The organism is Brachybacterium vulturis (assembly GCF_002407185.1).
In the GTDB taxonomy this organism is placed as follows: domain Bacteria; phylum Actinomycetota; class Actinomycetes; order Actinomycetales; family Dermabacteraceae; genus Brachybacterium; species Brachybacterium vulturis.
Window position 1 is genome coordinate 1,781,734 of the sequence record NZ_CP023563.1, and the last position, 26,510, is coordinate 1,808,243.

The 26,510-nt window shown below is 67.5% G+C and carries 17 protein-coding genes and 3 rRNA genes; 15 read left to right on the top strand and 5 right to left on the bottom strand.

Annotated elements, in window-relative coordinates; genetic code table 11:
- Positions 1–46 precede the first annotated feature (46 nt).
- Together CFK38_RS08025 and CFK38_RS08030 are read left to right on the top strand one after the other, a co-directional pair.
- On the top strand, positions 47–1,147 hold the full coding sequence (locus CFK38_RS08025; RefSeq protein WP_096802611.1) for a family 20 glycosylhydrolase: 1,101 nt from the start codon (positions 47–49) through the stop codon (positions 1,145–1,147).
- A 132-nt stretch (positions 1,148–1,279) separates the two neighbouring features.
- Positions 1,280–2,125, top strand: coding sequence for an EndoS/ChiA family endoglycosidase (locus tag CFK38_RS08030; protein ID WP_096802612.1), 846 nt, complete (start codon positions 1,280–1,282; stop codon positions 2,123–2,125).
- Positions 2,126–2,239: 114 nt separating this feature from the next.
- Here CFK38_RS08030 and CFK38_RS08035 read toward each other — a convergent pair whose 3' ends face one another.
- From CFK38_RS08035 to CFK38_RS08055, 5 genes are read right to left on the bottom strand one after another with little or no spacing between them, the layout of a single operon-like run.
- On the bottom strand, positions 2,240–3,955 hold the full coding sequence (locus CFK38_RS08035; protein WP_096802613.1) for an ABC transporter substrate-binding protein: 1,716 nt from the start codon (positions 3,953–3,955) through the stop codon (positions 2,240–2,242).
- Between the two features lie 16 nt (positions 3,956–3,971).
- Positions 3,972–5,054, bottom strand: coding sequence for an ABC transporter ATP-binding protein (locus tag CFK38_RS08040; RefSeq protein WP_096802614.1), 1,083 nt, complete (start codon positions 5,052–5,054; stop codon positions 3,972–3,974).
- Positions 5,051–6,256, bottom strand: a complete 1,206-nt coding sequence (locus CFK38_RS08045) for an ABC transporter ATP-binding protein (RefSeq protein WP_096802615.1) — start codon at positions 6,254–6,256, stop codon at positions 5,051–5,053. Before CFK38_RS08045 ends, CFK38_RS08040 begins: the two co-directional genes overlap by 4 nt.
- The gene (locus CFK38_RS08050) at positions 6,253–7,188 is read right to left on the bottom strand and encodes an ABC transporter permease (protein WP_096802616.1); all 936 of its coding nucleotides are present in this window, start codon (positions 7,186–7,188) and stop codon (positions 6,253–6,255) included. The genes CFK38_RS08045 and CFK38_RS08050 overlap by 4 nt, the downstream gene beginning before the upstream one ends.
- 1 nt (position 7,189) lies before the next feature.
- Positions 7,190–8,281 (bottom strand): ABC transporter permease, encoded by a 1,092-nt coding sequence (locus tag CFK38_RS08055; protein ID WP_096802617.1) that lies wholly within the window; start codon positions 8,279–8,281, stop codon positions 7,190–7,192.
- A gap of 203 nt (positions 8,282–8,484) precedes the next feature.
- On the opposite strand from CFK38_RS08055, the gene argC reads away from it, so the two are divergent.
- From argC to CFK38_RS08120, 13 genes are all read left to right on the top strand, one after another.
- Positions 8,485–9,612, top strand: coding sequence for an N-acetyl-gamma-glutamyl-phosphate reductase (gene argC, locus CFK38_RS08060; protein WP_157773414.1), 1,128 nt, complete (start codon positions 8,485–8,487; stop codon positions 9,610–9,612).
- Positions 9,613–9,699: 87 nt separating this feature from the next.
- Positions 9,700–10,869, top strand: a complete 1,170-nt coding sequence (gene argJ, locus CFK38_RS08065; RefSeq protein WP_096802619.1) for a bifunctional glutamate N-acetyltransferase/amino-acid acetyltransferase ArgJ — start codon at positions 9,700–9,702, stop codon at positions 10,867–10,869.
- Complete coding sequence (argB, locus tag CFK38_RS08070; protein ID WP_096802620.1) at positions 10,866–11,894, top strand: acetylglutamate kinase; 1,029 nt, start codon at positions 10,866–10,868, stop codon at positions 11,892–11,894. Before argJ ends, argB begins: the two co-directional genes overlap by 4 nt.
- Positions 11,887–13,146, top strand: coding sequence for an acetylornithine transaminase (locus CFK38_RS08075; protein ID WP_096802621.1), 1,260 nt, complete (start codon positions 11,887–11,889; stop codon positions 13,144–13,146). Before argB ends, CFK38_RS08075 begins: the two co-directional genes overlap by 8 nt.
- A gap of 1 nt (position 13,147) precedes the next feature.
- The gene (argF, locus tag CFK38_RS08080; protein ID WP_096802622.1) at positions 13,148–14,131 is read left to right on the top strand and encodes an ornithine carbamoyltransferase; all 984 of its coding nucleotides are present in this window, start codon (positions 13,148–13,150) and stop codon (positions 14,129–14,131) included.
- Positions 14,128–14,682: an arginine repressor gene (locus tag CFK38_RS08085; protein ID WP_096802623.1), complete on the top strand. Its 555-nt coding sequence runs from the start codon at positions 14,128–14,130 to the stop codon at positions 14,680–14,682. The genes argF and CFK38_RS08085 overlap by 4 nt, the downstream gene beginning before the upstream one ends.
- 101 nt (positions 14,683–14,783) lie before the next feature.
- Positions 14,784–16,019 (top strand): argininosuccinate synthase, encoded by a 1,236-nt coding sequence (locus CFK38_RS08090; RefSeq protein ID WP_096802624.1) that lies wholly within the window; start codon positions 14,784–14,786, stop codon positions 16,017–16,019.
- A complete protein-coding gene (gene argH, locus CFK38_RS08095) occupies positions 16,016–17,530 on the top strand; it encodes an argininosuccinate lyase (RefSeq protein ID WP_096802625.1) in 1,515 nt (504 codons plus the stop codon). Before CFK38_RS08090 ends, argH begins: the two co-directional genes overlap by 4 nt.
- Before the next feature lie 149 nt (positions 17,531–17,679).
- A complete protein-coding gene (gene tyrS, locus CFK38_RS08100; RefSeq protein WP_096802626.1) occupies positions 17,680–18,951 on the top strand; it encodes a tyrosine--tRNA ligase in 1,272 nt (423 codons plus the stop codon).
- Between the two features lie 811 nt (positions 18,952–19,762).
- A 16S ribosomal RNA gene (locus tag CFK38_RS08105) occupies positions 19,763–21,282 on the top strand.
- A gap of 367 nt (positions 21,283–21,649) precedes the next feature.
- A 23S ribosomal RNA gene (locus tag CFK38_RS08110) occupies positions 21,650–24,718 on the top strand.
- 131 nt (positions 24,719–24,849) lie between these two features.
- Positions 24,850–24,966: ribosomal RNA gene (gene rrf, locus CFK38_RS08115) — 5S ribosomal RNA — on the top strand.
- The 16S, 23S and 5S rRNA genes sit together here, the layout of an rRNA operon.
- A gap of 331 nt (positions 24,967–25,297) precedes the next feature.
- Positions 25,298–26,305 (top strand): polyprenyl synthetase family protein, encoded by a 1,008-nt coding sequence (locus tag CFK38_RS08120; RefSeq protein WP_096802627.1) that lies wholly within the window; start codon positions 25,298–25,300, stop codon positions 26,303–26,305.
- Positions 26,306–26,510 lie beyond the last annotated feature (205 nt).

Below are 26,510 nucleotides of genomic sequence, written 5' to 3' on the forward strand. Positions count from 1 at the left end.
GCCCTCGACACGCGAAGAACGCACAGAACCCGAGAGGGAGCGCATCATGAGCAGACAGACCGGCCCCGGCACGGTCCCTCGAAGCGGGCTGGCCACCGCGCACTACGTGGGGCTGAACCTCGACGTGGGCCGCAAGGCCTTCAGCGCCGACGGGGTCATCGGCCTGCTGGGGCGGATGTCCGCGCTGGGCTTCACGGCGCTGCACCTCCACCTCACCGAGACCTACCGCGTCGGGGTGCAGCTGCCGGGATTCGAGGAGCTCGCCGCCGCGGACGCGTGGGACCGCGCCGACGTGGCCCGGATCGTCGAGGCGGCCGCTGCGGCCGGGGTCGCGCTGATCCCCGAGATCGATCTCCCCTCCCACGCCGCAGCGCTGCTGGTGGGCCGCGAGCACCTGCGGCTGACGGACCGGCACGGTGAAGTGCACGAGGACCGACTGGACGTCTCCCGCCCCGAGGCGCTGGAGTTCGCGCTCGCCCTGCTGGAGGCGGCCGCCGAGCTGTTCCCGGGGGACGCGATCCACCTGGGCGGGGACGAGTTCTTCGCCGCGCCCTGGGAGGGCGAGGACGAGCAGCACCCCGAGCGCTTCCCGAGCCTCGTCGAGCACGCCCGGCGCGAGATCGGGCCCGCAGCGACGGCGCTGGACTCCTATGCGCTGTTCGTCAACGCCCTCGCCGCCCGGGCGGAGGAGCTCGGCCGGATCCCGCTGCTGTGGAACGACCACGTGGTCCCGGCCTCCGAGCAGCCGCAGGTGCCGATCTCCTCGGACGTGGTGGTCGATGTGTGGGTCCGGTGGCGGGAGTGGACCCCCTCGGTCCATGACTACCTCGACTCCGGCCACCGCGTCGTGAACTCGAACGGGGACCTGCTGTACTTCGTGCTCTCCGGGGACGGCCTGCCCGAGCCCCACGGCCGCCGCCGCTTCGGCCTGCTCGAGGACACCTTCGCCCCGCGCCGCTTCATGGGCCTGGCCGCCCAGGACCAGCACCTGGACGTGGCGCCCGTCCCCGCGGGAACGCCCGACCCGGTGCTGGGAGCATCGCTGTCCGCCTGGTGCGACGCTCCCGACGTGCTGGGGGAGCAGGAGACCTGGGAGCTGCTGGACACCTGGCTGGAGCCCTTCGCCCGCGTCATGCGGCGCGGCTGAGTCCCGCACGCCCACCACGGGACCGGTGCCTGCAGGCCGGTCCGGGCCCGGCGCCTCCCGCTGTGGTGCTTCCCCCCTCGACCCCGACATGGAACGATGGGCACTCAACCGTTCAAGCACCGAGGAGCCGCCATGGCCGCCAGCCCGTATCCCCGCACCGACCTGCAGATGGCCTACTTCCGCACCTGGCACGACCGGGTCGCGGACCCCGCGAAGCCCAACTGCTTCGGCGACATCCCCGCCGAGGTCGATGTCGCCTTCGTGTTCCCGGACTTCACCCCGCCCGAGAACCCGTTCTGGGACGTGCTGCGCGAGGAGTACGTGCCGGCGCTGCATGAGCGCGGCACCGCCGTGGTGCGCACCACCGACATCGGCACCCTCCTCGACCCGGCGTTCCCCGACACCCCGAGCGGCCACCGCGCCCTCGCCGAGAAGCTGGTGGGCGAGCTCGTCCATGCGCACGGCCTCGACGGCCTGGACGTCGACATGGAGAACCGGCTCGAGCCGGCCGCCGCCGACCGCGCCGCCGCCGTCTTCCACGAGCTGTCGCGGCTGCTCGGCAAGGAGTCCGGCACCGACTCGCTGCTGATCTACGACACCAACCTGGGCGGAGACGAGCCCGTCTTCCGCGACACCGCGGAGCTGTACGACTACGTGCTCGTGCAGGCCTACGGACGGAAGCTCGAGACGCTGCAGCCCACCTGGGACACCTTCGCCCCCCTGATCCCGGCCGAGCGCTACCTCATCGGATTCTCCTTCTACGAGGAGTTCGACCTCAACCGCTGGGACGACACCTCCGAGCCCGTCGAGGACTCCCGGGCCCTGGCCTATGCGCAGTGGCAGCCTGCGGGCGAGACCAAGGCCGGGGTGTTCTCCTATGCCATCGATCGCGACGGGGTCGCCTTCCTCGATGACGAGATCACCGCGACCGAGTACCCCTGGACGCGTCTGCTCTCGCAGCACCTGCGGGGCAGCTGACACCCACGGTCCCCGCAGCAGCCGGCGGACCGCACCGAAGAACGGCCGACGGGGCCGACCCTCGCAGGAGGGTCGGCCCCGTCGGCCGCAGCGGCGGACCGCCGGAGGCGAGGCTCAGCCGACGGGCTTGATCGCCATCAGCAGCTGGGTCATGTTGCCCATGCCGGTCACCCGCGGGAAGTAGTCGACGTCGGCCGGATCCGGGAAGCCGTTCCAGTTCACCTCCGAGTACATGACGCCGGTGCCGCCGCCCTGCACGGGAGCATGCGGCGCCTGCTCGAGGAAGGCCTGCTGGACGCCCTGGACGCCCTCGGCGATCTGCTCCTGGGTCTCCGGAGTGTTGAGGGTGGAGACGAGGATCTGCATCTTCTCCTCGGCCTCCTCGTCCCAGGCCCAGCGGCCCCAGTTGCCATTGGTCGTCTCCTCCTCGATGGGGAGGATCGGCTGGTCGTACATCGTGTAGTTCGACCAGGGGGAGCCGGGATAGCCCAGCCCCGTGGCGACCAGGTCGAACTCTCCGGTGGAGAGGATCGTGTCCATGACGTCCTTCGGCTTCGGGTCGAAGGCGACCTTCACACCGAGGTGCTCCAGCCAGTTGGAGACCACGATCGGCATGGTCACCATGAAGGTCGGGTTGTCGTTCTGGATCTGCAGGCTCAGCGGGTGCTCCGTGCCGTCCTTCTCCAGGTTGCCGGCCGCGTTCACGCTCCAGTCGGACTCCTCGAGCGCCGCCTTCGCCGTCTCGGCGTCCAGCGTCATCGGCTCGTTGAACTCAGGCTGCTGGAGCGATTCGTTGATCACGGGGTCCACGCCCGCGGCGTTGGGGATGGTGTAGCCGATGCCGGAGGCCTCCATCACCGAGGTGTAGTCGACCGCGGCGCGGAAGGCCTTGCGGATGTTCTCGTCGGCCATCGGCGACTCGGGACGGGCGGTCATGAAGATGATCCCCTCCGAGGCGCCATCGGCGATCCACGCGTACTTGTTGGTCTCCGCCATGCCGATGAAGCCGTTGACCACGCCGGGCGCGCCGCCCTCCGCGAAGTCGACCTCGCCCTGGCTGATCTGGGTCTCGATATTCCCTGCCTGGCCGGAAGGGACGAACTGCAGCTGGCCGACCTCGGAGGTGCCGCCCCAGTAGTCCTCGCGCATCGCGAACGTGACCAGCTGGGTGTCGAAGGACTCCAGGGTCGCCGGTCCGGTGCCGATGGGGTCCTCCATGATGTCCTGGGGGAACTCCAGCAGGTCCCCGTCCTGGTAGATGTGCGCAGGCACGATCGGGTAGTAGAGGGCGAGATTCACCTCCTGCTGACGCTGGTCCTCGTTGTACTTCACGGTCACGGTGTGATCGTCCGGGGTCTCGATCGGCGCGGAGAGCCACACGAACTCGTCCTCCGCGGGCTCGGGGTTCGGGGTCCCGTAGATCGAGCCCAGCGTGAACAGCACGTCCTTCGAGGTGAAAGGTTCACCGTCGGACCAGGTCACGCCCTTGCGGAGGTGATAGGTGACCTCCGTGCCGTCCTCGGAGTGCTCTGCGGACTCGGCGAGCATCGGCAGCAGCTGCCCGCCGTCCTTCGAGGACAGGCGGAACAGCGGCTCGTAGACGAGGTCGAGCCCCGGCGCCGTATCGCCGCCGCCGTAGCGGTTGAAGTTCCTGGCGAACTGATTGGTGGCGGTGACCGTGGCGCCGACGACGAACAGGGCGCCCTCGCCGCCTCCGCCGCCTCCCGCGCCGCCTCCGCTGTCGCTCGAACAGGCCGCGGCGGTGGCGGCGAGAGTGCCGATGCCGAGAGCGCCGAGCACACTGCGACGGGTCATCTTCGGTGAGATCATCCTTGATCGTTCCTTCTCAACGTGCCGCATCTGCGGCGGGGGTGGGGGTCGGGCAGGTGAAGTCGGGGCGCTCATCGGCCAGGACGCACAGCACGTCGCGGCCGTCCGGTCCGAAGGAGCGGGGGATCGGTGCGCTCGTGCACTCGGGGCGGACCAGCGGGCAGCGATTCGCGAAGCGACAGCCGACCACCTCGATCGAGTTGTCCACCGGAGCGGCCGTCGAGCTCCTCAGCGCTGCGGAATGTCCCGATCCCTTGAAGTGCGCGGGATCCGGCGCGGAATCGATGAGCAGGCGCGTGTACGGGTGCACGGGGTCGGAGACGATCTGCTCGGTCGGCCCGGATTCGATGATCCGGCCGCCGTACATGACATGGATCCGATCCGAGACATAGCGGGCGCTGGCGATGTCGTGGGTGATGTAGAGGACGGCGAGGCCCTCGCTCTCCCGCAGGTCGGAGAGCAGGTTCAGCACCTCCAGGCGGATCGAGGCGTCGAGCATCGACGTGGGTTCGTCGGCCAGCAGCACCTTGGGGTTGACCGCGAGGGACTTCGCGATCGCCACCCTCTGACGCTGCCCGCCGGAGAGGTCGGTCGGATAGCGGTCGATGTAGCGCGAGGCCGGGGTGAGGTTCACCCGCTCCAGCAGTTCGGTCACCTTCTCGGCGATCGCCCGGCGACCGGCGGCGAGGCGGTGGATCCGCACCGGGCGCTCCACGATGTGGCGGATCTTCTTCAGCGCGTTCAGCGACGCGAAGGGATCCTGGAAGATCAGCTGCACGTCGCGGTAGTAGCGCCGCTCGTCCTTCGCAGCCTTCTTCAGCGGCACGCCGCCGACCCGCACGTCACCCCCTGTCGGTGCGTGGATCAGGGAGAACACGCGGGCCAGGGTGGTCTTCCCCGACCCGGATTCGCCCACCAGCGCGGCGATCTCACCCTCGCGGAGGGTGAAATCGATCCCGTCCAGGGCACGGACGGTGACCTTGCCCTCGGGACTGTCGACACGGAAGTGCACCGACAGGTCGTGGGCCTCGAAGACCGGGTGGCCGGCGCCCTCCGGCGTCGTCGGAGTCGATCGGGATCTCGGGCTCGCGATGCTCATCGCTCATCCTCCGTCGGGGTGGGGGTCTGGTGCTCGGTGGTCGCCCTCGCGGAGGCGGACGTCTCGGCGGCGCTCCGCGTCGCCCCGGTCGCAGCGGCGTCCGGCAGCACCTCGTCCACGCCCTCGCCGGCACGATGGCAGGCCACGACGCCGGTCGCCGTGCTCACCAGCTCCGGTCGTTCGGTGCGGCAGCGGTCCATCACGAGCGGACACCGGGGGGCGAAGGAGCATCCGGTGGGCAGATCCAGCAGGTCCGGCGGGTTCCCCGGGATCCCCCGCAGCCGACGCACCGGCTCGGACAGGGGCGGGAAGGCGGCGCGCAGTCCGCGGGTGTAGGGGTGCTGCGCCGCCGAGTACAGCTGCTCGGGCATCCCCACCTCGACGATGCGCCCGCCGTACATGATCGTGATCCGGTCGGAGATCTCCAGCAGCAGGGAGAGGTCGTGGGTCACGAACACGATCGCGAAGCCGAGGGTCGCCTGGAGCTGGAGGATCTGGGTGAGGATCTGCCGCTGCATCACGACGTCCACGGCGGTGGTCGGCTCGTCCATGAAGACGACCTCGGGATTCGAGGCCAGCGAGAGGGCGATCAGGGCGCGCTGCTGCATGCCCCCGGAGAGCTGGTAGGAGTACGAGCGCAGCCGGCCGGAGGGGATGCCCACCATCTCGAGCAGCTCACCGGCGCGAGCCCGGGCGGAGGCCTTGGTCATCGAGCGGTCGTGCTCCATGATCACGTCGATGAACTGGGTCTCCAGGCGGAGCACCGGGTTCAAAGACGCCATCGCGGACTGCATGACGATCGAGAGGGAGTCCCAGCGGTAGCGACGCAGCTGGTCCTCGCTGAGCGCGGTGAGGTCCACGGGGTCGCCGCCGTCGGGATGGAAGCGCACCGAGCCGGCGCTCGTGACCGCCGGGGGCCGCTGCAGCCGGGAGAGCGCATTGAGGAGGGTGGACTTCCCCGAGGCGGATTCGCCGGCGATGCCGAGGATCTCTCCGCGGCGGAGCTGGATGTCGATGTCGCGGCAGGCCGGGACCTCGCCCTCCTCGACGACGTAGGTGACGTCGAGCCCTTCCGCCTCGAGCAGCAGCGGTGAGCCCTCGAGGCGCTCGATGATCTGCTGCGTGGTCTCCACCGGGACCAGCGGGGCCTCGGCGACGGTGCGGGCGTCCTGGTCGGCGGTGTGCGTGGTCGCGGTGGTCATGAGACGGCTCCCGTCGGAGTGGTCGAGGCGTCGGCGCGCGGGGTGATCCGACGGTTCTGCTTGAGGAACCTGCGCATCAGCGTCATCCGCCTCGTGCTGAGGGTCGGGTTGGTGATCTCATCCAGGCCGAAGTTGACCATCGTGGTGGCGAAGCCCAGCAGCGCCAGGCACAGCCCCGGAGGTACGAACCACCACCACATCCCGCGGAACAGGGCGTTCATGCCGAAGGCGTAGTTGATGATGAGCCCCCAGCTGGGTTCTGCGGCGTTGCCGATGCCGAGCATCGCCATCGAGGCCTGCATGCCCACGCCGGCGGCGATGAGCGTGAGGAAGATGGGGGAGAGGATCCCGAAGAGATGCGGCATGACCTCCACGAAGACGATCCGGAGCTTGGACTCGCCGATCGTGCGCAGGGCGGTGGTGAAGTCGCGGCCGCGCAGGCTCAGCGCCTGGGCGCGGATGCGGCGGGCGCCGCCGGTCCATTCGAACAGCCCGATCAGCACCGACACCACGAGCAGCGGCATCTCGCGCCAGAAGGTCGCCGCGATGATCAGGACCGGGAAGGAGGGAAGGTTCTGGAAGATCAGGATGATGCCGTTGAGCAGACGGTCCACGGCGCCGCCCAGGAATCCGGCGGCGGTGCCCATGGCGATCCCGATCGCAGAGGCGATGATCGCGGACGCGAAGCCCACGAACATCGAGTTGTAGGTGCCGTAGAGCATCCAGGTGAACACGTCCTGTCCGGAGGACGTGGTGCCCAGCGGATGGGTCCAGCTCGGCGAGGCTCCCATCGCCTCCGGGAAGATCGACTGCGGGGTGCGGCCCATGATCTCGGCGGCGAAGGGCTTGCCCAGAAGCGCGACCAGGGTGAACAGGCCGATGATGGCCAGGCCGATGCCGACCTTCGGGTTTCCGAGGAATCGTCGCAGCATCTCAGCTCCCTTCCCGGGTGCGCGGATCCAGCAGCACGTACACGCTGTCCGCGATGAAGTTGAAGATCAGGCTGAGCACGATGACGATCAGGAGCAGCGCCTGCATCAGCGGGTAGTCGCGCACCGCGGTCGAGGCCCCGATCAGGCCGCCCAGGCCGGGGTAGATGAACACGGCCTCGGCCAGCACGACCGCCATCAGCACCCCGCCCATCGACATCGCCAGGCCCGTGACGTTGGGCAGCAGCGCGTTGCGGGCGGCGTAGGCGTTGCGCACGCGTTCGGGGGTGAGCCCCTTGGCGCGGGCCAGGTGGACGTAGTCCTCATTGACGGTGGTGATCATCATGTTGCGCATGCTGAACAGCCAGCCGGTGAAGCCGACCACGATCAGGCAGACCAGCGGCAGGAGCGAGTGGTAGGCGATGCTCAGGACCCAGTCGAGATTCGTCAGCTCGGCGGGGCGGACCCGTTGGTTCACCGCGCCCTGTGCCGGGAACAGGCCCTTCGAGTACGACAGGTACCAGACCAGCAGCAGGCCCAGCCAGAACGGCGGGATCGAGGAGAAGAACATCGCGAACGGAGTGACGATGGTGTCCAGCAGCCGGCCCGGCCGCCAGCCCAGCCGCGCCCCGAGGTAGGTGCCGATGAGCCAGCCCAGCAGGGTCGAGACCAGGCCCAGGTACACGGTCCACGGCAGGGCCTGCACGATGAGGTCCGTGACCTTCATCGGGTAGTACATGATCGAGCGTCCCAGGTCCAGGTGCGCGAGCTGGACGAGGTAGTTCCAGAACTGCTCCCAGATCGAGGCGTTGGGGTCCCCGTACATGTTGTGGATGATCGACATCTGGTACTCGGACGGGCGCTGGCCCGTCTTGTCGTAGATGTCGCGGATCATCGACTGGGCGGGGTCGTTGGGCATCAGGCGCGGCAGCACGAAGTTCAGCACCACCGATACCAGGAACACCGCCAGGTAGGTCACGGCTCGCTTGGCCAGGAAGATCAGGTTCGGGGGGACGCGGCGTCGCCCGCGGGATGGTGTCTCGTCGAGGGCGGGCGCTGCGCTCGCCGGCGACGTCGATGTCGCACTCGTGGTCACTGCTTCTCCTGTCGTGTGCCGCCAGTGGCACTGCCGAGCCTCGGGATCATGGGATGTGTGAAGCACGCTACTTAACCGGTGAACCAGAGCTTAACCGCTCCAGGGGATCTCGCGTCAATGCCATCTCGTCGTGTCTTTGTCGTGACGTCGATCGAGGGCATCCCGAGTGGCTGATCATGCAGTTGGTTGTATATACTTCCGGCATGGCTTCCACTCCGGGCGACGCGCCCCTGTCCAGCGAGGCTCCCGCGACCCCTGCGGGCGGTGCCGCGCGCCGTCCTCGCATCGCCGTCGTCGGCGCCTCCGGGTACGCCGGGGGAGAGACGCTGCGCCTGCTCGCCGGGCATCCGGGCCTCGAGGTCGCGACCGTCGCCGCGCACTCGAGCGCCGGCAGGCATCTCTCCGAGGTCGCCCCGCACCTCGACCTCGGCCACGACCCGGTGCTGGTCGAGACCGGCGTGGACACCCTGCGCGGTCACGACGTGGTCGTGCTCGCCCTGCCCCATGGCCAGTCCGGGCAGATCGCCGCCGCGCTGCGCGCCGAGGACCCGGACGTGCTGGTGCTCGACCTCGGGGCCGACCACCGCCTGGAGAGCGCCCAGGAGTGGAGCGACTACTACGGCAGCGAGCACTCCGGCACCTGGACCTACGGCATGCCCGAGCTGCCGCTGGCCGACGGCACCCGCCAGCGCGACCACCTGGTCGGGGCCCGCGAGATCGCGGTGCCCGGCTGCAACGCCACCGCCGTCTCCCTCGCCCTCGCGCCCCTGCTGCGGGCCGGACTGCTCGACGCCGAGCGGCTGAGCGCCGTGCTCCCCGTCGGATACTCCGGCGCCGGTCGCGCCGCCAAGCAGCACCTGATGTTCAGCGAGGCCCACGGCAGCGCGGCACCCTACGCCGTGGGCGGCAGCCACCGCCACGTCCCCGAGGTGCTGCAGAACCTGCGCCGCGCCACCGGGAGGGACGGCCAGCGCCTCGCCTTCACCCCCGTGCTGGTGCCGATGAGCCGGGGGATCCTCGCCGTGTGCACGGCGCCGGTGGCCGAGGGCACCTCCACCGCCGATCTCCTCGCGGCCCTGCAGGCGGACTACGCCGAGGAGCACTTCATCACCGTGCTGCCCGAGGGTGTCTTCCCCTCCACCGGTGAGGTCGCCGGCGCGAACACGCTCCGCATCGGGGCCGTGGTGGACCGCCGCAGCGGTCAGGCCACAGTGATCTCGGCCCTGGACAACCTGGTCAAGGGCACCGCCGGCGCGGCGATCCAGTCCCTGAACCTGGCGCTCGGCCTGCCCGAGGCCACGGGACTGACCCGCACCGCCCTGGCCCCCTGAGACCGTTTCGCCGGAGGCGTCCGGCGCCGTCCGACGAGCCTCCCCCTGCTTCCGCATCCCGCGACCACACCTCTTCCAGGAGCACCCGTGTCGATCACCCGCCCCCGCGGCTTCCGCGCCGTCGGCCTGCCCGCCGGCATCAAGTCCTCCGGCAGCGCGGACCTCGCCCTCATCGTCAACGACGGTCCCCGTGACACCGCCGCCGCGGTCTTCACCGCCAATCGCGTCCAGGCGGCGCCCGTGCTGTGGTCCCGCGAGGCGGTCGCCGATGGCCGTGCCCGCACAGTGGTGCTGAACTCCGGCGGCGCCAACGCCTGCACCGGCCCCGAGGGCTTCGCCGACACCCACCGCACCGCCGAGCACCTCGCCGCGCAGCTGGAGATCTCCGCCCAGGACGTGCTGGTCTGCTCGACCGGGCTGATCGGGGAGCGGCTGCCGATGGAGCCGCTGCTGAGGGGCATCACCGCCGCGACCGGACAGCTGGATGCCGGCGAGCACGCCGACGAGTCCGCTGCGCGGGCGATCATGACCACCGACACCGTCCCCAAGACCGCCGCGGCCACCACGGGATCCGGTGTCGTCGTGGGCGGGATCGCGAAGGGCGCGGGCATGCTCGCCCCCCAGCTCGCGACCATGCTGGTGGTGCTCACCACCGATGCGGACGTGGACGCCGCCACCGCCGACGCCGCGCTGCGGGCGGCCACCGCCACCACCTTCGACCGGGTGGACTCCGACGCCTGCATGTCCACCAACGACACCGTGATCCTGCTGGCCTCCGGGGCGAGCGGCATCGCGGCCCCCCTCGAGGAGCTCACCGAGGCCGTGCGGGCCGTCAGCGCGGACCTGGCCCGGCAGCTGGTCGCCGATGCCGAGGGCGCCGGCCACGACGTCCACGTGATCGTGCGCGCCGCGAGCAGCGAGCAGGCCGCGCTCGCCGTGGCCCGCGAGATCGCCCGTTCGAACCTGGTCAAGGCCGCCATCTTCGGCAACGACCCCAACTGGGGCCGGATCGTCGCCGCCGCCGGCTGCGTCCCCGAGGCCGTCGCCCCCTTCGCGGTCCAGGACCTCTCCGTCACCGTCAACGGTGTCGAGGTGTGCCGCGGCGGGGGAGCCCACCGCGACCGCTCCGAGGTGGACATGACCCCGCGCGAGACCCTCATCGAGGTGGACCTCGGCGCGGGCATCGCCACCGGGGACATCTGGACCAATGACCTCACCCATGACTACGTCGAAGAGAACAGCGCCTACTCCTCATGAGCACCGCCCCGACCCCTCCCGACCCCGCCGCGGCCACCTCCGCGGACGCGGCCGATCCCGCCGCCGGCATCGCCCCGGCGGACGCTCCGCTGGTGGGCAAGAACCCCCTCGCGCAGCTCGACGCCGCCCGCACCGAGGCGCGCGAGAAGTCCGAGGTCCTCATCGAGGCGATGCCCTGGATGCAGCGCTTCCGCGGAAAGATCGTGGTGGTCAAGTACGGCGGCAACGCCATGGTCGACGAGGAGCTGCGCCGCGGCTTCGCCGCCGACGTCGTCTTCATGCGCCTGGCCGGCATCCACGTGGTCGTCGTCCACGGCGGCGGGCCGCAGATCAATGCCATGCTCGAGCGCGTCGGCAAGGAGTCGACGTTCCGCGGCGGCCTGCGCGTCACCGACTCCGAGACCATGGAGATCGCCCGCATGGTGCTGGTGGGACAGGTGGGTCGCCGGCTCGTCGGGCTCGTCAACCACCACGGCCCCTTCGCGATCGGGATGTCCGGGGAGGACGGCCGACTGTTCACCGCCACCCGCCGCGGCACCGTGGTCGATGGCGAGGACGTGGACCTCGGCCACGTCGGTGCCGTCGAGGACGTCAACATCACCGCCATCAGCGACCTGCTCGAGGCGGGCCGGATCCCCGTGATCTCCTCGATCGCCCCCGAGGTGGACGCCACCGGGCATCCCACCGGGGAGGTGCTGAACATCAACGCGGACCTCGCCGCCGCCGCGCTCGCCGAAGGGCTCGACGCGGAGAAGCTCGTGATGCTCACCGACGTCGAGGGCCTGTACCGCGAGTGGCCCGATCGGGGATCGCTGATCCCCGAGATCTCTGCGACCGAGCTGCGGGCGATGCTGCCCGCGCTGACCGCCGGGATGATCCCGAAGGCCGAGGCGCTGCTGGGCGCGGTCGACGCCGGAGTGCGCACCGCCGCGATGATCGACGGCCGCATCGAGCACGCCGTGCTGCTGGAGGTGTTCACGACCAAGGGCGTGGGCACCATGGTGAGGAGGGACGACTATGTCTGAGCAGACCATCCCGTCGGAGGGGACGAGCGGCGACTACGCCGGACGCTACGACCGAGCGCTGCTGCCGGTCTTCGGCACCCCGCAGAGGGTCCTCGCCCGGGGCGAGGGCGTGCACGTGTGGGACACCGAGGGGACCCGGTACCTCGACCTGCTCGCCGGGATCGCCGTGAACGCCCTCGGCCATGCCCACCCGGCGCTGCTGTCCGCGATCACCAAGCAGGCCGAGACCCTCGGCCACGTCTCGAACTTCTTCGCCTCCGCCCCGCAGATCGAGCTCGCCGAGAAGCTGCTCGAGCTCGCGCAGGCGCCGCAGGGCTCCGGGGTGTTCTTCGCGAACTCGGGCTCCGAGGCGAACGAGGCCGCCTTCAAGATCGCCCGCCGCACCGGTCGGCCCCGCATCCTCGCGCTGACCAGCTCCTTCCATGGCCGCACCATGGGCGCGCTCGCGCTCACCTCGAAGGAGGCCTACCGCGCCCCGTTCGAGCCGCTGCCCGGCGGGGTCGAGTTCCTCGACGCCGGGGACGAGCAGGCCCTCGCCGCCGCCCTCGCCCCCGGGGACGTCGCCGCCGTGTTCGCCGAACCCATCCAGGGCGAGGCCGGGGTGCGCCCGCTGAGCGCCGAGTACCTCCGCGCTCTGCGCCGCCTCACCCGGGAGCACGGCACCCTGCTGATCCTCGACGAGGTGCAGACGGGCGTGGGCCGCACCGGTCACTGGTTCGCCCACCAGGCGATCGAGGACCTCCAGCCCGACGTCATGACCCTCGCCAAGGGCCTCGGCGGCGGCTTCCCGATCGGAGCCGTGATCAGCTTCGGCCCCCAGGTGCACGAACTGCTCCAGCCCGGCCAGCACGGCACCACCTTCGGCGGCAACCCGCTGGCCTCCGCCGCCGGCCTGGCCGTGCTCGGCACGATCCTGGAGGACGACCTGCTCGGGCACGTCCGCTCCGTCGGCGCGCAGCTGACCCGCGAGATCCTCGCCCTGGAGCACCCGCTGATCGAGGGGGTGCGCGGAGCCGGCCTGCTGCTCGGCATCGCCCTGCGCGCACCGATCGCGAAGCAGCTCGCCGCCGCCGCGCTCGCGGCGGGCTTCATCGTCAACGCGCCCGATGAGTCCACCCTGCGCCTGGCCCCGCCGCTGATCATCACCGACCAGCAGCTCGCGACGTTCACCGCCGCCCTGCCCGGCCTGCTCGATGCCGTCAGCGCGTCGGATGCCGCCACCGCTGCCTCGATCCCGAAGGGAGAGCACTGAGATGCCCCGCCATTTCCTGCGCGACGACGACCTGAGCCCGGCCGAGCAGAAGGAGGTCCTCGCCCTCGCCCTCGAGCTCGCCGGCGACCGCTTCGCCCGGCGCCCCCTGGCGGGGCCGCGCACCGTCGCGATCATCTTCGACAAGTCCTCCACCCGCACCCGGATCTCCTTCACGACCGGCGTCGCCGAGCTCGGCGGCGCTCCGCTGGTGGTGGAGGCCGGGTCCAGCCAGCTGGGCCGTGGCGAGTCCATCACCGACACCACGCAGGTGCTCACCCGGATGGTCTCCGCGATCGTGTGGCGCACCTTCGGGCAGGAGCGCATCGAGGAGATGGCCGCGGTCGCCACCGTCCCGGTCATCAACGCCCTGACCGACGAGTTCCACCCCTGCCAGATCCTCGCGGACCTGCAGACGATCGCCCAGCACACCGGGGGACTGGCAGCGGGCGACGCCGCACTGGCCGGTCGCTCCCTGGCCTACCTCGGCGACGGCGCGAACAACATGGCCCACTCCTACCTCCTCGGCGGGGCGACCGCCGGCATGGACGTGCGGATCGCCGCCCCCGCCAGCCACCTGCCGGACCCCGATATCCGGGCGCGCGCCGAGGAGATCGCCGCCGCGACCGGCGGCTCCATCACCGTCACCACGGATCCCCGCGAGGCGGTCACCGGTGCCTCCGCCGTGCTCACCGACACCTGGGTCTCCATGGGACAGGAGGGCGAGGCCGGTCGCGGCGAGGCGACCTTCGCCCCGTTCCAGGTCACCGAGGAGCTGATGGGGCTCTCCGGCGGTCTCTTCCTGCACTGCCTGCCCGCCTACCGCGGCAAGGAGGTCGCCGCCTCCGTGATCGACGGCCCGGCCTCCGTGGTCTGGGACGAGGCGGAGAACCGCCTGCACGCCCAGAAGGCCCTGCTGGCCTGGCTGCTCGAGCACCCCGACGAGGCCACGGCGTCCCATGCGCTGCCGGCGCGGGAGCGGCGATGAGCGACCTACGGCGCGGCGCCCTGCCGCAGACCAAGACCTCCCGCCAGCAGCGGATCGTCCAGCTGCTGACCCACCAGGAGGTGTCCTCCCAGTCCCAGCTCGCGCAGCTGCTGACCGCCGAGGGCATCGAGGTCACCCAGGCCACGCTGTCACGGGACCTGGTCGAGCTGCAGGCGGAGAAGGTCCGCGGCTCGGCCGGCAGCCTCGTCTACCGGCTCCCGCCGGAGGGCGGGTCCCCGCGGCCGGCCGGTCCGGCGCCCGAGAGCGAGCTGCTCGAGGCGCGACTGCCGCGCCTGGCGGAAGGACTGCTGGTCTCGGCCGAGGCCAGCGGCAACCTGGTGGTGGTGCGCACCCCGCCCGGCGGTGCGCAGTATCTCGCCTCCGCGCTGGACCGGTCCGTCATGCCCGACGTCCTCGGTACGATCGCCGGGGACGACACCGTGCTGCTGGTCTCCCGGGACCCCGCCGGAGGTGACCGGCTCGCCGAGCGCCTGCTCGACCTCGCGGACGGCCGACGATATGCCTCCGAGCAGGACGCCCCACCCCTGTGAACCTCGGGCGCACGGCGCCCTCGACACCCCTGACCGACACCCCGCACCACCCACGACCTCACCCCGTACGACTGCACCACCCACGACTAGGAGCAACTCCCGTGACTGAAAAGATCGTCCTCGCCTACTCCGGCGGCCTCGACACCTCCGTCGCCATCGGCTGGATCCACGACGCCACCGGGGCCGACGTCATCGCCTGCGCGGTGGACGTCGGCCAGGGCGGCGAGGACCTGGAGGTCATCCGCCAGCGCGCCCTGGACTGCGGCGCCGTCGAGGCCTACGTCGCCGACGCCCGCGACGAGTTCGCCGACGAGTACTGCATGGCCGCGCTGCAGGCGAACTCGCTGTACATGGACGCCTACCCGAACGTCTCCGCGATCTCCCGCCCGGTGATCACCAAGCACCTGGTCAAGGCCGCCAAGAAGTTCGGCGCCACCACGGTCGCCCACGGCTGCACCGGCAAGGGCAACGACCAGGTCCGCTTCGAGGTCTCGATCACCTCGCTGGCCCCCGAGCTCAAGTGCATCGCCCCGGTGCGCGACCTCGCCCTGACCCGTGACAAGGCCATCGAGTACGCCGAGCGCAAGGGCCTGCCGATCGAGACCACCAAGCACAACCCCTTCTCGATCGACCAGAACGTCTGGGGCCGCGCCATCGAGACCGGCTTCCTCGAGGACATCTGGAACGAGCCCACCAAGGACGTCTTCAGCTACACCGACGACCCCGCCTTCCCGCCGGTCGCCGACGAGGTCGTCATCTCCTTCGAACGCGGCATCCCGGTCGCCATCGATGGTCGCAAGGTGTCCGCGCTCGAGGCGATCCAGGAGCTCAACCGCCGCGCCGGCGCCCAGGGCATCGGCCGCATCGACATCGTCGAGGACCGCCTGGTGGGCATCAAGTCCCGCGAGGTCTACGAGGCTCCCGGCGCGATGACGCTGATCACCGCCCACCAGGAGCTCGAGCGCGTCACCCTCGAACGCGAGCAGGCCCGCTTCAAGCGGACCGTCAGCGACCGCTGGACCGACCTGGTCTACGACGGCCAGTGGTTCTCGCCGTTGAAGAAGTCCCTGGACGCCTTCATCGCGGACACCCAGCGCTACGTCAGCGGCGACATCCGCATGACCCTCCACGGCGGCCGCGCGACCGTCACCGGCCGCCGCACCGAGACCGGCCTGTACGACTTCCACCTCGCCACCTACGACGAGGGCGACACCTTCGACCAGGGCAGCGCCCGCGGCTTCATCGACATCTACGGCCTGGCCGCCAAGCAGGCCGCGGCACGCGACGTCGCCTTCGGCAACGGCGAGGACCTCGACGCCGGCGAGGGGCGGGCATGAGCCAGGACGGCACCGCGCCGACCGGGTCGTCGGCCGCCGCGGACGGTGCGGGGTCGGCGGCCGGCTCGGGCCCGGCAACCGCCGCCGATCCGTCGGCCGCGACGGAGAACGCCTCCCTGTGGGGCGGACGCTTCGGCTCCGGCCCGGCGGCGGCCCTGGCCGCATTGTCGGTGTCCACGCACTTCGACTGGCGCCTGGCGCAGTACGACCTGCGGGGCTCCAAGGCCCACGCGAACGTGCTGCACGCCGCCGGACTGCTGAGCGATGACGAGCTCACCGCCATGCAGGACGCGCTGGACCGGCTCTCCACAGATGTTGCCTCCGGCACCTTCGCCGCCGCGCCCGAGGACGAGGATGTGCACACGGCCCTCGAGCGCGGCCTCATCGAGCGGGCCGGCACGGAGCTCGGCGGCAAACTGCGCGCCGGCCGTTCGCGCAACGACCAGATCGCCACCCTGATCCGGCTGTTCCTCCGCGATCAGGCCCGCGCGATCGGCGACCAGGTGCTCGATCTGGTCGACGTGCTGGTGGGACGGGCCCGGGAGGTGCACGGCGCCCCGATGCCCGGCCGCACCCACCTCCAGCACGCCCAGCCGCTGCTGCTCAGCCACCACCTGCTGGCCCATGCCTGGCCGCTGCTGCGGGACGTGGAGCGGCTGCGGGATCTGGACGAGCGGGCCGACAGCTCCCCGTACGGCTCCGGCGCGCTGGCCGGCTCCAGCCTGGGCCTGGACCCCCAGGCGGTCGCGGCGGAGCTGGGCTTCTCGGACTCGGTGTGGAACTCGATCGACGGGACCGCCTCCCGCGACCTCACCGCCGAGTTCTCCTTCGTCCTGGCGATGATCGGGATCGATCTGTCGCGTCTCGCCGAGGAGATCATCCTGTGGAACACCAAGGAGTTCTCGTTCATCACCCTGGATGACGCCTACTCCACCGGCTCCTCGATCATGCCGCAGAAGAAGAACCCGGACATCGCCGAGCTCGCCCGCGGCAAGGCCGGCCGGGTGGTCGGTGACCTCGTGGGCCTGCTGACCACGCTCAAGGCGCTGCCGCTGGCGTACAACCGCGACCTGCAGGAGGACAAGGAACCGGTCTTCGACCAGGTCGACTCGCTCGATCTGGTGCTGCCGGCCTTCACCGGGATGATGGCGACGCTGGTGTTCCACACCGAGCGCATGGCCGAGCTCGCCCCACAGGGCTTCTCGCTCGCCACGGACATCGCGGATCACCTGGTGCGTCGCGGGGTGCCCTTCCGCTCGGCGCACGAGATCTCCGGGGCCTGCGTCAAGGTCGCCGAGGAGCAGGGCAAGGAGCTGTGGGATCTCACCGATGAGGAGCTGACCTCGGTCTCCGAGCATCTCGACGGGTCCGTCCGCTCCGTGCTCTCGGTGGACGGCTCGATCGCCTCCCGGGACGCCAAGGGCGGCACCGCACCGGTGCGCGTCGCGGAGCAGGAGGACGCCGCGGACGCGGCAGCCGCTGCCCTGCGTCGCTTCACCCGCGACCGCTGACCCGCACCGGCCCCGGACCGGGCCCGGCGTTCGGCCCGCCGGCTCGGGCCGGGTCAGGGCCGGAGCCACGCCCCGCCGCCGGGAGATGGGATGATGACCGTCGGGCCCCGCACACGGGTGTCCCGTGCCCCACCGAGAGGAACCGAACGATGCATTCCGTCCTGGACGAGCTCGCCTGGCGAGGACTCGTCGTGCAGACCACCGGGCGCGAGGCGCTCGGCAGCGCTCTGGCGGACGGACCGGTCAGCCTGTATTGCGGTTTCGACCCGACGGCGGCATCGCTCCACGTCGGCCACCTGACGCAGGTGCTCACCATGCGCCGCCTGCAGCTGGCCGGCCACCATCCCTACGCTCTGGTGGGCGGAGCGACCGGTCTGATCGGCGATCCTCGGATGTCCGGCGAGCGGGTGCTCAACGACTCCGAGATCGTCGGGCAATGGGTGGACAGCCTGCGCGGGCAGATCTCCCGGTTCCTCGACCTCGAGGGCGAGTTCGCCGTGACGATGGTGAACAACCTCGACTGGATCGGGCAGATGAGTGCTCTGGACTTCCTGCGTGACATGGGCAAGCACTTCCGCATGGGCACCATGCTCGCCAAGGACACCGTGGCGCGGCGACTGCAGAGCGATGAGGGGATCAGCTACACCGAGTTCAGCTACCAGGTGCTCCAGGGCATCGACTACCTCGAGCTGCACCGCCGGCACGGGGTGTCCCTCCAGTACGGCGGGAACGATCAGTGGGGGAACCTCCTCGCGGGAGTCGACCTGATCCACAAGGTCGAGGGCCATGACGCCCATGCATTGACCACGCCCCTGGTCACCAAGGCGGACGGCTCGAAGTTCGGCAAGAGCGAGGGCGGGGCCGTCTGGCTGGACGCCGAGCTCACCAGCCCGTACGCCTTCCATCAGTTCTGGCTCAATGCGGCCGATGCGGACGTGGTGAACTACCTGAAGTACTTCACGTTCCGCACCCGCGAGGAGATCGCGGAGCTGGAGCACGTCACCGCGGAGTCCTCGCATCAGCGCACCGCGCAGAAGCTGCTCGCCGACGACCTCACCACGATGGTCCATGGTGAGCAGGCGACGTCCCAGGCGAAGGCCGCGGCTGCGGTGCTCTTCGGCCGCGGAGACGTGCGCGAGCTCGACGGCCCGACGCTGCAGGCGATCGCGCGCGAACTGCCCGGGGCCACGATCTCGCCCACCACCCCACTGGTGGAGGCATTCCTCGAAGCGGGGATCGCCGCCTCCAAGGGCGCGGCGCGTCGGGATGCTGACGGCGGAGGGCTCTCCGTCAATGGCGAGAAGATCAGTTCCGAGGACCTGCAGAGCGAAGCAGGTGACCTGACAGCTCTGCCGGGCGGGCATCTGCTGCTGCGTCGCGGTCGCAAGAACGCGGCGATGATCCGCCTCGCCCAGCGATAGTTCGCAGGCCGGCCACCGCGCCGACGCACGAGCCCCGGGAGACGTCCACCTGACGTCATCCGGGGCTCGTCCCGTTCTCGAGGAGCATTCCGAGCGCACCACGCACCGGTGACGCATCCGGGCCGGAGGATGATGACCGAGCAACGGAGCCGGCGGAGCTACGGGACCGCCACCGAAACTGTCAAGTCGACGATAAGGGTCGGTGACCCCCCTCTCAGACGTGGGTCACATCGTGGCGCGCGAGCGCTTTCCGCGGACCAGGAAAGCGCCGCTGACCTGCACGAATACACTTGCAGGGAGGTGGTCGACGGGCGAATCGGCCGGCTTGACGGACCCCCGGGCGACCCGTAATGTTCTTTCTTGTCAGCAGCGAGAACGCAGACACGGCGGGCCGGAAGCCTCCTCACGGAGAGCGGACGGAACGACGCGGAGCGGGACGGCTGAGGGCCGCTGGATCGGGAGACCGGGACGGCGCGGGTGACCAGGTCGCCGGGAGGATCGCACGCCGATCCGAACGAGACCGGGGACACGCCCCGCGGAGTTGGACTGGGCCGCGAAACACTGCTAGAGTGGTGATTCGCGCCGGGACGACGAAGCAAAAATTCGTCGGAGGAATCCTTCCCCCGGCACTCCGAGCCTCTGACTCGAACCGCAGCAGCGGGACGAGATGGATGTGCGCGTGTTGCTTGATATCTCAATAGCGTGTCTGTTTATTGATGCCATTTGTTTGAATGGCAAGTATACGGATGATACAGCAGTTTAATTTGCTGGTTGTTTGGTTATTTTGTCAGGATATTGTTTTTCATGTTTTTTCATGGAGAGTTTGATCCTGGCTCAGGACGAACGCTGGCGGCGTGCTTAACACATGCAAGTCGAACGATGACGACGGGGCTTGCCCTGTCTGATTAGTGGCGAACGGGTGAGTAACACGTGAGTAACCTGCCCTTCACTTCGGGATAACCTCGGGAAATCGTGGCTAATACCGGATATGAGTTCCTGCCGCATGGCGGGTGCTGGAAAGATTTATCGGTGAAGGATGGACTCGCGGCCTATCAGTTTGTTGGTGAGGTAATGGCTCACCAAGGCGATGACGGGTAGCCGGCCTGAGAGGGCGACCGGCCACACTGGGACTGAGACACGGCCCAGACTCCTACGGGAGGCAGCAGTGGGGAATATTGCACAATGGGCGAAAGCCTGATGCAGCGACGCCGCGTGGGGGATGACGGCCTTCGGGTTGTAAACCCCTTTCAGTAGGGAAGAAGCGAAAGTGACGGTACCTGCAGAAGAAGCGCCGGCTAACTACGTGCCAGCAGCCGCGGTAATACGTAGGGCGCAAGCGTTGTCCGGAATTATTGGGCGTAAAGAGCTCGTAGGTGGCTTGTCGCGTCTGCCGTGAAAACCCGAGGCTCAACCTCGGGCGTGCGGTGGGTACGGGCAGGCTAGAGTGTGGTAGGGGAGACTGGAACTCCTGGTGTAGCGGTGAAATGCGCAGATATCAGGAAGAACACCGATGGCGAAGGCAGGTCTCTGGGCCATTACTGACACTGAGGAGCGAAAGCATGGGTAGCGAACAGGATTAGATACCCTGGTAGTCCATGCCGTAAACGTTGGGCACTAGATGTGGGGGACATTCCACGTTCTCCGCGTCGTAGCTAACGCATTAAGTGCCCCGCCTGGGGAGTACGGCCGCAAGGCTAAAACTCAAAGGAATTGACGGGGGCCCGCACAAGCGGCGGAGCATGCTGATTAATTCGATGCAACGCGAAGAACCTTACCAAGGCTTGACATGCACCGGACGACTCCAGAGATGGGGTTTTCTTCGGACTGGTGCACAGGTGGTGCATGGTTGTCGTCAGCTCGTGTCGTGAGATGTTGGGTTAAGTCCCGCAACGAGCGCAACCCTTGTTCTATGTTGCCAGCACGTGATGGTGGGGACTCATAGGAGACTGCCGGGGTCAACTCGGAGGAAGGTGGGGACGACGTCAAATCATCATGCCCCTTATGTCTTGGGCTTCAAGCATGCTACAATGGTCGGTACAATGGGTTGCGAAACTGTGAGGTGGAGCGAATCCCAAAAAGCCGGCCTCAGTTCGGATTGGGGTCTGCAACTCGACCCCATGAAGTCGGAGTCGCTAGTAATCGCAGATCAGCAACGCTGCGGTGAATACGTTCCCGGGCCTTGTACACACCGCCCGTCAAGTCACGAAAGTCGGTAACACCCGAAGCCAGTGGCCCATCCTCGTGAGGGAGCTGTCGAAGGTGGGATCGGTGATTGGGACTAAGTCGTAACAAGGTAGCCGTACCGGAAGGTGCGGCTGGATCACCTCCTTTCTAAGGAGCATCACCAATTATGGTGGCCATTTTCTCACCCGAGTGTGGTGGGGATGGTTGCTCAAGGGTGGAACATCAATGAATGGGCACTTCGCTGGTGATACCGGCTCCAGTACGGCCTTCGGGTCTGGAACGAGTGGTGTGACTGGTTCGAGGTGGAGACACGCTATTGGGTTGTGAGGCTGCACGCGGCCCCGACGAGGCCTACCTTCGGGTGGGTCTTTTCTGGGGTGTGTGGCTGGTCCTCCCTTGCATCGCTGCCGCTATGGCGGGGTGGTGTGGGTGTGGGGTTGTTTTTTGAGAACTGCATAGTGGACGCGAGCATCTTGTAAGCAATATTTGTAGAGCGCGAAGAGTCTTTGTGTTGCCGTAAGTTTTAAAGGGCGCACGGTGGATGCCTTGGCAAGAGGAGCCGACGAAGGACGTGGGAGTCTGCGTTAAGCCTCGGGGAGTTGACAACCTAGCTGTGATCCGAGGATGTCCGAATGGGGAAACCCACCACGAGTCATGTCGTGGTACCCATCACTGAATGTATAGGTGGTGTGGAGGGAACGCGGGGAAGTGAAACATCTCAGTACCCGCAGGAAGAGAAAACAATAGTGATTCCGTGAGTAGTGGCGAGCGAAAGCGGAGGAGGCTAAACCTGGTCTGTGTGATACCCGGCAGGGGTTGCAGGTTGGGGGTTGTGGGACGTATCAGAACTGTCTGCCGGCGGTTCGGCGTGGACGTGCAGTGGTAGTCGAAGTCGTGTTGAGTGCGATGGCGTAGAGGGTGTGACCCCCGTAGACGAAACTGCTGCATGGCGTGATGCTGTTCCCGAGTAGCACCGGGCCCGTGAAATCCGGTGTGAATCTGCCAGGACCACCTGGTAAGCCTGAATACTACCTCTTGACCGATAGCGGACAAGTACCGTGAGGGAAAGGTGAAAAGCACCCCGGGAGGGGAGTGAAATAGTACCTGAAACCGTGCGCTTACAATCCGTCGGAGCCTTTTGGGGTGACGGCGTGCCTTTTGAAGAATGAGCCTGCGAGTTAGTGGTCGGTGGCGAGGTTAACCCGTGTGGGGTAGCCGTAGCGAAAGCGAGTCTGAACGGGGCGTTCAGTCGCCGGCTCTAGACCCGAAGCGAAGTGATCTATCCATGGGCAGTGTGAAGCGCGGGTAAGACCGCGTGGAGGCGCGAACCCACTTCAGTTGAAAATGGAGGGGATGACCTGTGGATAGGGGTGAAAGACCAATCAAACTTCGTGATAGCTGGTTCTCCCCGAAATGCATTTAGGTGCAGCGTTGCGTGTTTCGTACCGGAGGTAGAGCACTGGATAGGCGATGGGCCCCACCGGGTTACTGACCTTAGCCAAACTCCGAATGCCGGTACGTGAGAGCGCAGCAGTGAGACTGTGGGGGATAAGCTTCATAGTCGAGAGGGAAACAGCCCAGAACATCAGCTAAGGCCCCTAAGCGTGTGCTAAGTGGAAAAGGATGTGGAGTTGCTGAGACAACCAGGAGGTTGGCTTAGAAGCAGCCACCCTTGAAAGAGTGCGTAATAGCTCACTGGTCAAGTGATTCTGCGCCGACAATTTAGCGGGGCTCAAGCACACCGCCGAAGCTGTGTCACTCAGACCTTAGTGTCTGGGTGGGTAGGGGAGCGTCGTACAGCCAGCGAAGCTGCGGGGGAACCCAGTGGTGGAGGCTGTACGAGTGAGAATGCAGGCATGAGTAGCGAAAGACGGGTGAGAAACCCGTCCGCCGATTGATCAAGGGTTCCAGGGCCAGGTTTATCCGCCCTGGGTTAGTCGGGACCTAAGGCGAGGCCGACAGGCGTAGTCGATGGACATCGGGTTGATATTCCCGAACCGATCGTAGGAGGACCCATACCGAGGCAGTCGATGCTAACCACCCGAGCTGTTCCCATACCCTTCGGGGTGTGGAGAGTGGTGAGGCTGGGAACCAAAGTTGTAGTAGGTCAGCGCGAGGAATGACGCAGAGAGGTAGCTTCCGCGGACTTAATGGAATAGTCCGTCTAAGCGTGCAGCCCGGCCCCGGGTAATGCTGGGGCCATGAGGGTGAGACGTGATGGGGATCCCGTATGGGCGTAGGTGAGTGATCCTGTACTGCCAAGAAAAGTTCCGGCGTGACGAATACGGTCGCCCGTACCCTAAACCGACTCAGGTGATCAGGTAGAGAATACCGAGGCGTTCGAGAGAATCGTGGTTAAGGAACTCGGCAAAATGCCCCCGTAACTTCGGGAGAAGGGGGGCCCGAACCGTGAGAGCGGTGAGGGCCGCAGAGACCAGGGAGAAGCGACTGTTTACTAAAAACACAGGTCCGTGCGAAGTCGTAAGACGCTGTATACGGACTGACGCCTGCCCGGTGCTGGAAGGTTAAGAGGACCGGTTAGAGCTCTTCGGAGTTCGAAGCTGAGAATTTAAGCCCCAGTAAACGGCGGTGGTAACTATAACCATCCTAAGGTAGCGAAATTCCTTGTCGGGTAAGTTCCGACCTGCACGAATGGCGTAACGACTTCTCCACTGTCTCAACCGCGAACTCGGCGAAATTGCATTACGAGTAAAGATGCTCGTTACGCGCAGCAGGACGGAAAGACCCCGGGACCTTTACTATAGTTTGATATTGGTGTTCGGGACGGCTTGTGTAGGATAGGTGGGAGACTGGGAAGCATTCACGCTAGTGAGTGTGGAGTCATTGTTGAAATACCACTCTGGTCGTTCTGGATTCCTAACCTCGGTCCGTGATCCGGATCAGGGACAGTGTCTGATGGGTAGTTTAACTGGGGCGGTTGCCTCCTAAAGAGTAACGGAGGCGCTCAAAGGTTCCCTCAGCCTGGTTGGCAATCAGGTGTTGAGTGTAAGTGCACAAGGGAGCTTGACTGCGAGACAGACATGTCGGGCAGGTGCGAAAGCAGGAACTAGTGATCCGGCACCTCATTGTGGAATGGGTGTCGCTCAACGGATAAAAGGTACCCCGGGGATAACAGGCTGATCTTGCCCAAGAGCTCATATCGACGGCATGGTTTGGCACCTCGATGTCGGCTCGTCGCATCCTGGGGCTGGAGTTGGTCCCAAGGGTTAGGCTGTTCGCCTATTAAAGCGGTACGCGAGCTGGGTTTAGAACGTCGTGAGACAGTTCGGTCCCTATCCGCTGCGCGCGTTGGATATTTGAGAAGTCCTGTCCCTAGTACGAGAGGACCGGGATGGACTGACCTCTGGTGTGCCAGTTGTTCTGCCAAGGGCATGGCTGGTTGGCTACGTCGGGAAGGGATAACCGCTGAAAGCATCTAAGCGGGAAGCCTGCTTCGAGATGAGATATCCATACACCCTTTGGGTGTGAGAGGCCCCCAGTAGATGACTGGGTTGATAGGCCAGATGTGGAAGCACAGCAATGTGTGGAGCTGACTGGTACTAATGGCTGATGACTTACAACAACATTTCTTCGTGCTTGTTGTTTACTGTGTGTGTTTGCGTCCACTGTGCGGTTCTCGAGAAACAACCTCGACAACCCGGGCATTCCCTTGTGGGGTGTGTGGGGTGTGGGGGCTGGTTGGTCTCATCGTGTTACGGCGGTCATAGCGTCGAGGAAACGCCCGGTTCCATTCCGAACCCGGAAGCTAAGCTCGATTGCGCCGATGGTACTGCACTCGGAAGGGTGTGGGAGAGTAGGTCGCCGCCGGACATCTTCACTGGGAGTGGAGGAGTGCTGGAACCCCTGCGGGGTGTTCGCCTCCTCCACTCCCTTTTTTCATGCCCGTTTTCATGCCCGCACGGGGCAGCGGGAGTCCGCACTCGGTGCGGAGCAGCCGGCGGTGCGGGTGGTGCGTCTTTCCGCTCACCTCGGGCCCCTCGGCCCTCACGATGCATTCGCCTCCCGGTAGACTCAGCTGTCGGATCCGTCCCGCCTTGCGAGCCGGTGTCGGAGGATCCCGGAGCGGCCTTCCGCCCCGTGCCGTACGCAGACCACGCCTCGGGCGCACCTGGTCGGTGCCCCGCTGAGTTCCAGGAGAGCCATGCCGTCCACGCTGCCGGGCGTCCCCGACATCGACGAGGACCTCGCCGACCGCATCGTCGAGCGCCTCGGAGCCATCGAGCACCGCCTGCGTGATTCGGTGTCCAGTTCCGATGACATGATGCGGTGGACGGGCCGGCACCTCATGGACGCCGGCGGCAAGCGCGTGCGACCGATGCTGGTGCTGCTCGCCGCGTCCTTGGGCGACGTCGATGCCGAAGGTGTTCAGGATGCGGCGGTCCTGGTCGAGCTGACGCATCTGGCGAGCCTGTATCACGATGACGTCATGGATTCCGCTCCCACCCGACGCGGCACCGACAGCGCCCACGCCCTGTGGGGGAACAACGTCGCCATCCTCACCGGCGACTTCCTCTTCGCTCGTGCGAGCGGGCTCAGCGCCCGGATCGGGTCCGAGGCGGTTCGGCTCCATTCGGAGACCTTCGAACGACTCTGCCTGGGTCAGCTTCACGAGACCGTCGGTCCCAAGGCGGGCGAGGACCCTTTCGCGCACTACGTCTCCGTCCTTTCGGACAAGACCGCCTCTCTCCTCGCTCTCGCCGGTGGCCTCGGTGCGACGCTGTCCGGCGCCCCGGAGGGGACAGCGGAGGTGATGCGTCGCTACGGGGAGAAGGTAGGGGTGGCGTTCCAGCTCGCAGACGATGTCCTGGACCTCGAGAGCGACGCCGCCACCAGCGGGAAGACTCCTGGCATCGATCTGCGCGAGGGTGTTCCCACGATGCCGACGCTGCTGGTGCGGCGCCGGGCCGCGGAGCATCCGGATGCGCACAGCCTGGAGATCATCGAGCGTCTCGACGGCGACCTGAGCTCGGAGTCCTCCCTCGACGAGCTGGTCGCACTGCTGCGTGCCGACCCCGCGCTCGAGGAGACCAGGCAGCTCGCAGGCCGGACAGCCGATGAAGCGATCGCGATCCTGGCAGAACTGCCGGCAGGGGAAGTGCGCGACGCGCTGGAGGGCTTCACCACCACCCTTGTGCGCCGGAGTCGCTGAGCCGCCCCCGAGCCTCCGCTGCGGCACCGCGCTGGGCACTGTGCGCACGGCGTCGTGATCCGCGACTCGTGGTGCCCTGAGCGCCCGGCGAGTACCCTGTACGAGGTCGCGCATGTGGCCGGTTCGACTTCGGGGGCGCGTCTCCAGGCAGACGCAGCGAGGTCGGCGGCGCCCGTGCCACGAATCGAACAGGCCCTGGGGGTAT

Excerpts from the sequence above, each read along its gene's own strand:
- CFK38_RS08025 (WP_096802611.1), top strand. The coding sequence starts at position 47 with ATGAGCAGACAGACCGGCCCCGGCACGGTCCCTCGAAGCGGGCTGGCC.
- CFK38_RS08030 (WP_096802612.1), top strand. The coding sequence starts at position 1,280 with ATGGCCGCCAGCCCGTATCCCCGCACCGACCTGCAGATGGCCTACTTC.
- CFK38_RS08035 (WP_096802613.1), bottom strand. The coding sequence starts at position 3,955 with ATGATCTCACCGAAGATGACCCGTCGCAGTGTGCTCGGCGCTCTCGGC.
- CFK38_RS08040 (WP_096802614.1), bottom strand. The coding sequence starts at position 5,054 with ATGAGCATCGCGAGCCCGAGATCCCGATCGACTCCGACGACGCCGGAG.
- CFK38_RS08045 (WP_096802615.1), bottom strand. The coding sequence starts at position 6,256 with ATGACCACCGCGACCACGCACACCGCCGACCAGGACGCCCGCACCGTC.
- CFK38_RS08050 (WP_096802616.1), bottom strand. The coding sequence starts at position 7,188 with ATGCTGCGACGATTCCTCGGAAACCCGAAGGTCGGCATCGGCCTGGCC.
- argC (WP_157773414.1), top strand. The coding sequence starts at position 8,485 with ATGGCTTCCACTCCGGGCGACGCGCCCCTGTCCAGCGAGGCTCCCGCG.
- argB (WP_096802620.1), top strand. The coding sequence starts at position 10,866 with ATGAGCACCGCCCCGACCCCTCCCGACCCCGCCGCGGCCACCTCCGCG.
- CFK38_RS08075 (WP_096802621.1), top strand. The coding sequence starts at position 11,887 with ATGTCTGAGCAGACCATCCCGTCGGAGGGGACGAGCGGCGACTACGCC.
- argF (WP_096802622.1), top strand. The coding sequence starts at position 13,148 with ATGCCCCGCCATTTCCTGCGCGACGACGACCTGAGCCCGGCCGAGCAG.
- CFK38_RS08085 (WP_096802623.1), top strand. The coding sequence starts at position 14,128 with ATGAGCGACCTACGGCGCGGCGCCCTGCCGCAGACCAAGACCTCCCGC.
- argH (WP_096802625.1), top strand. The coding sequence starts at position 16,016 with ATGAGCCAGGACGGCACCGCGCCGACCGGGTCGTCGGCCGCCGCGGAC.
- tyrS (WP_096802626.1), top strand. The coding sequence starts at position 17,680 with ATGCATTCCGTCCTGGACGAGCTCGCCTGGCGAGGACTCGTCGTGCAG.
- CFK38_RS08120 (WP_096802627.1), top strand. The coding sequence starts at position 25,298 with ATGCCGTCCACGCTGCCGGGCGTCCCCGACATCGACGAGGACCTCGCC.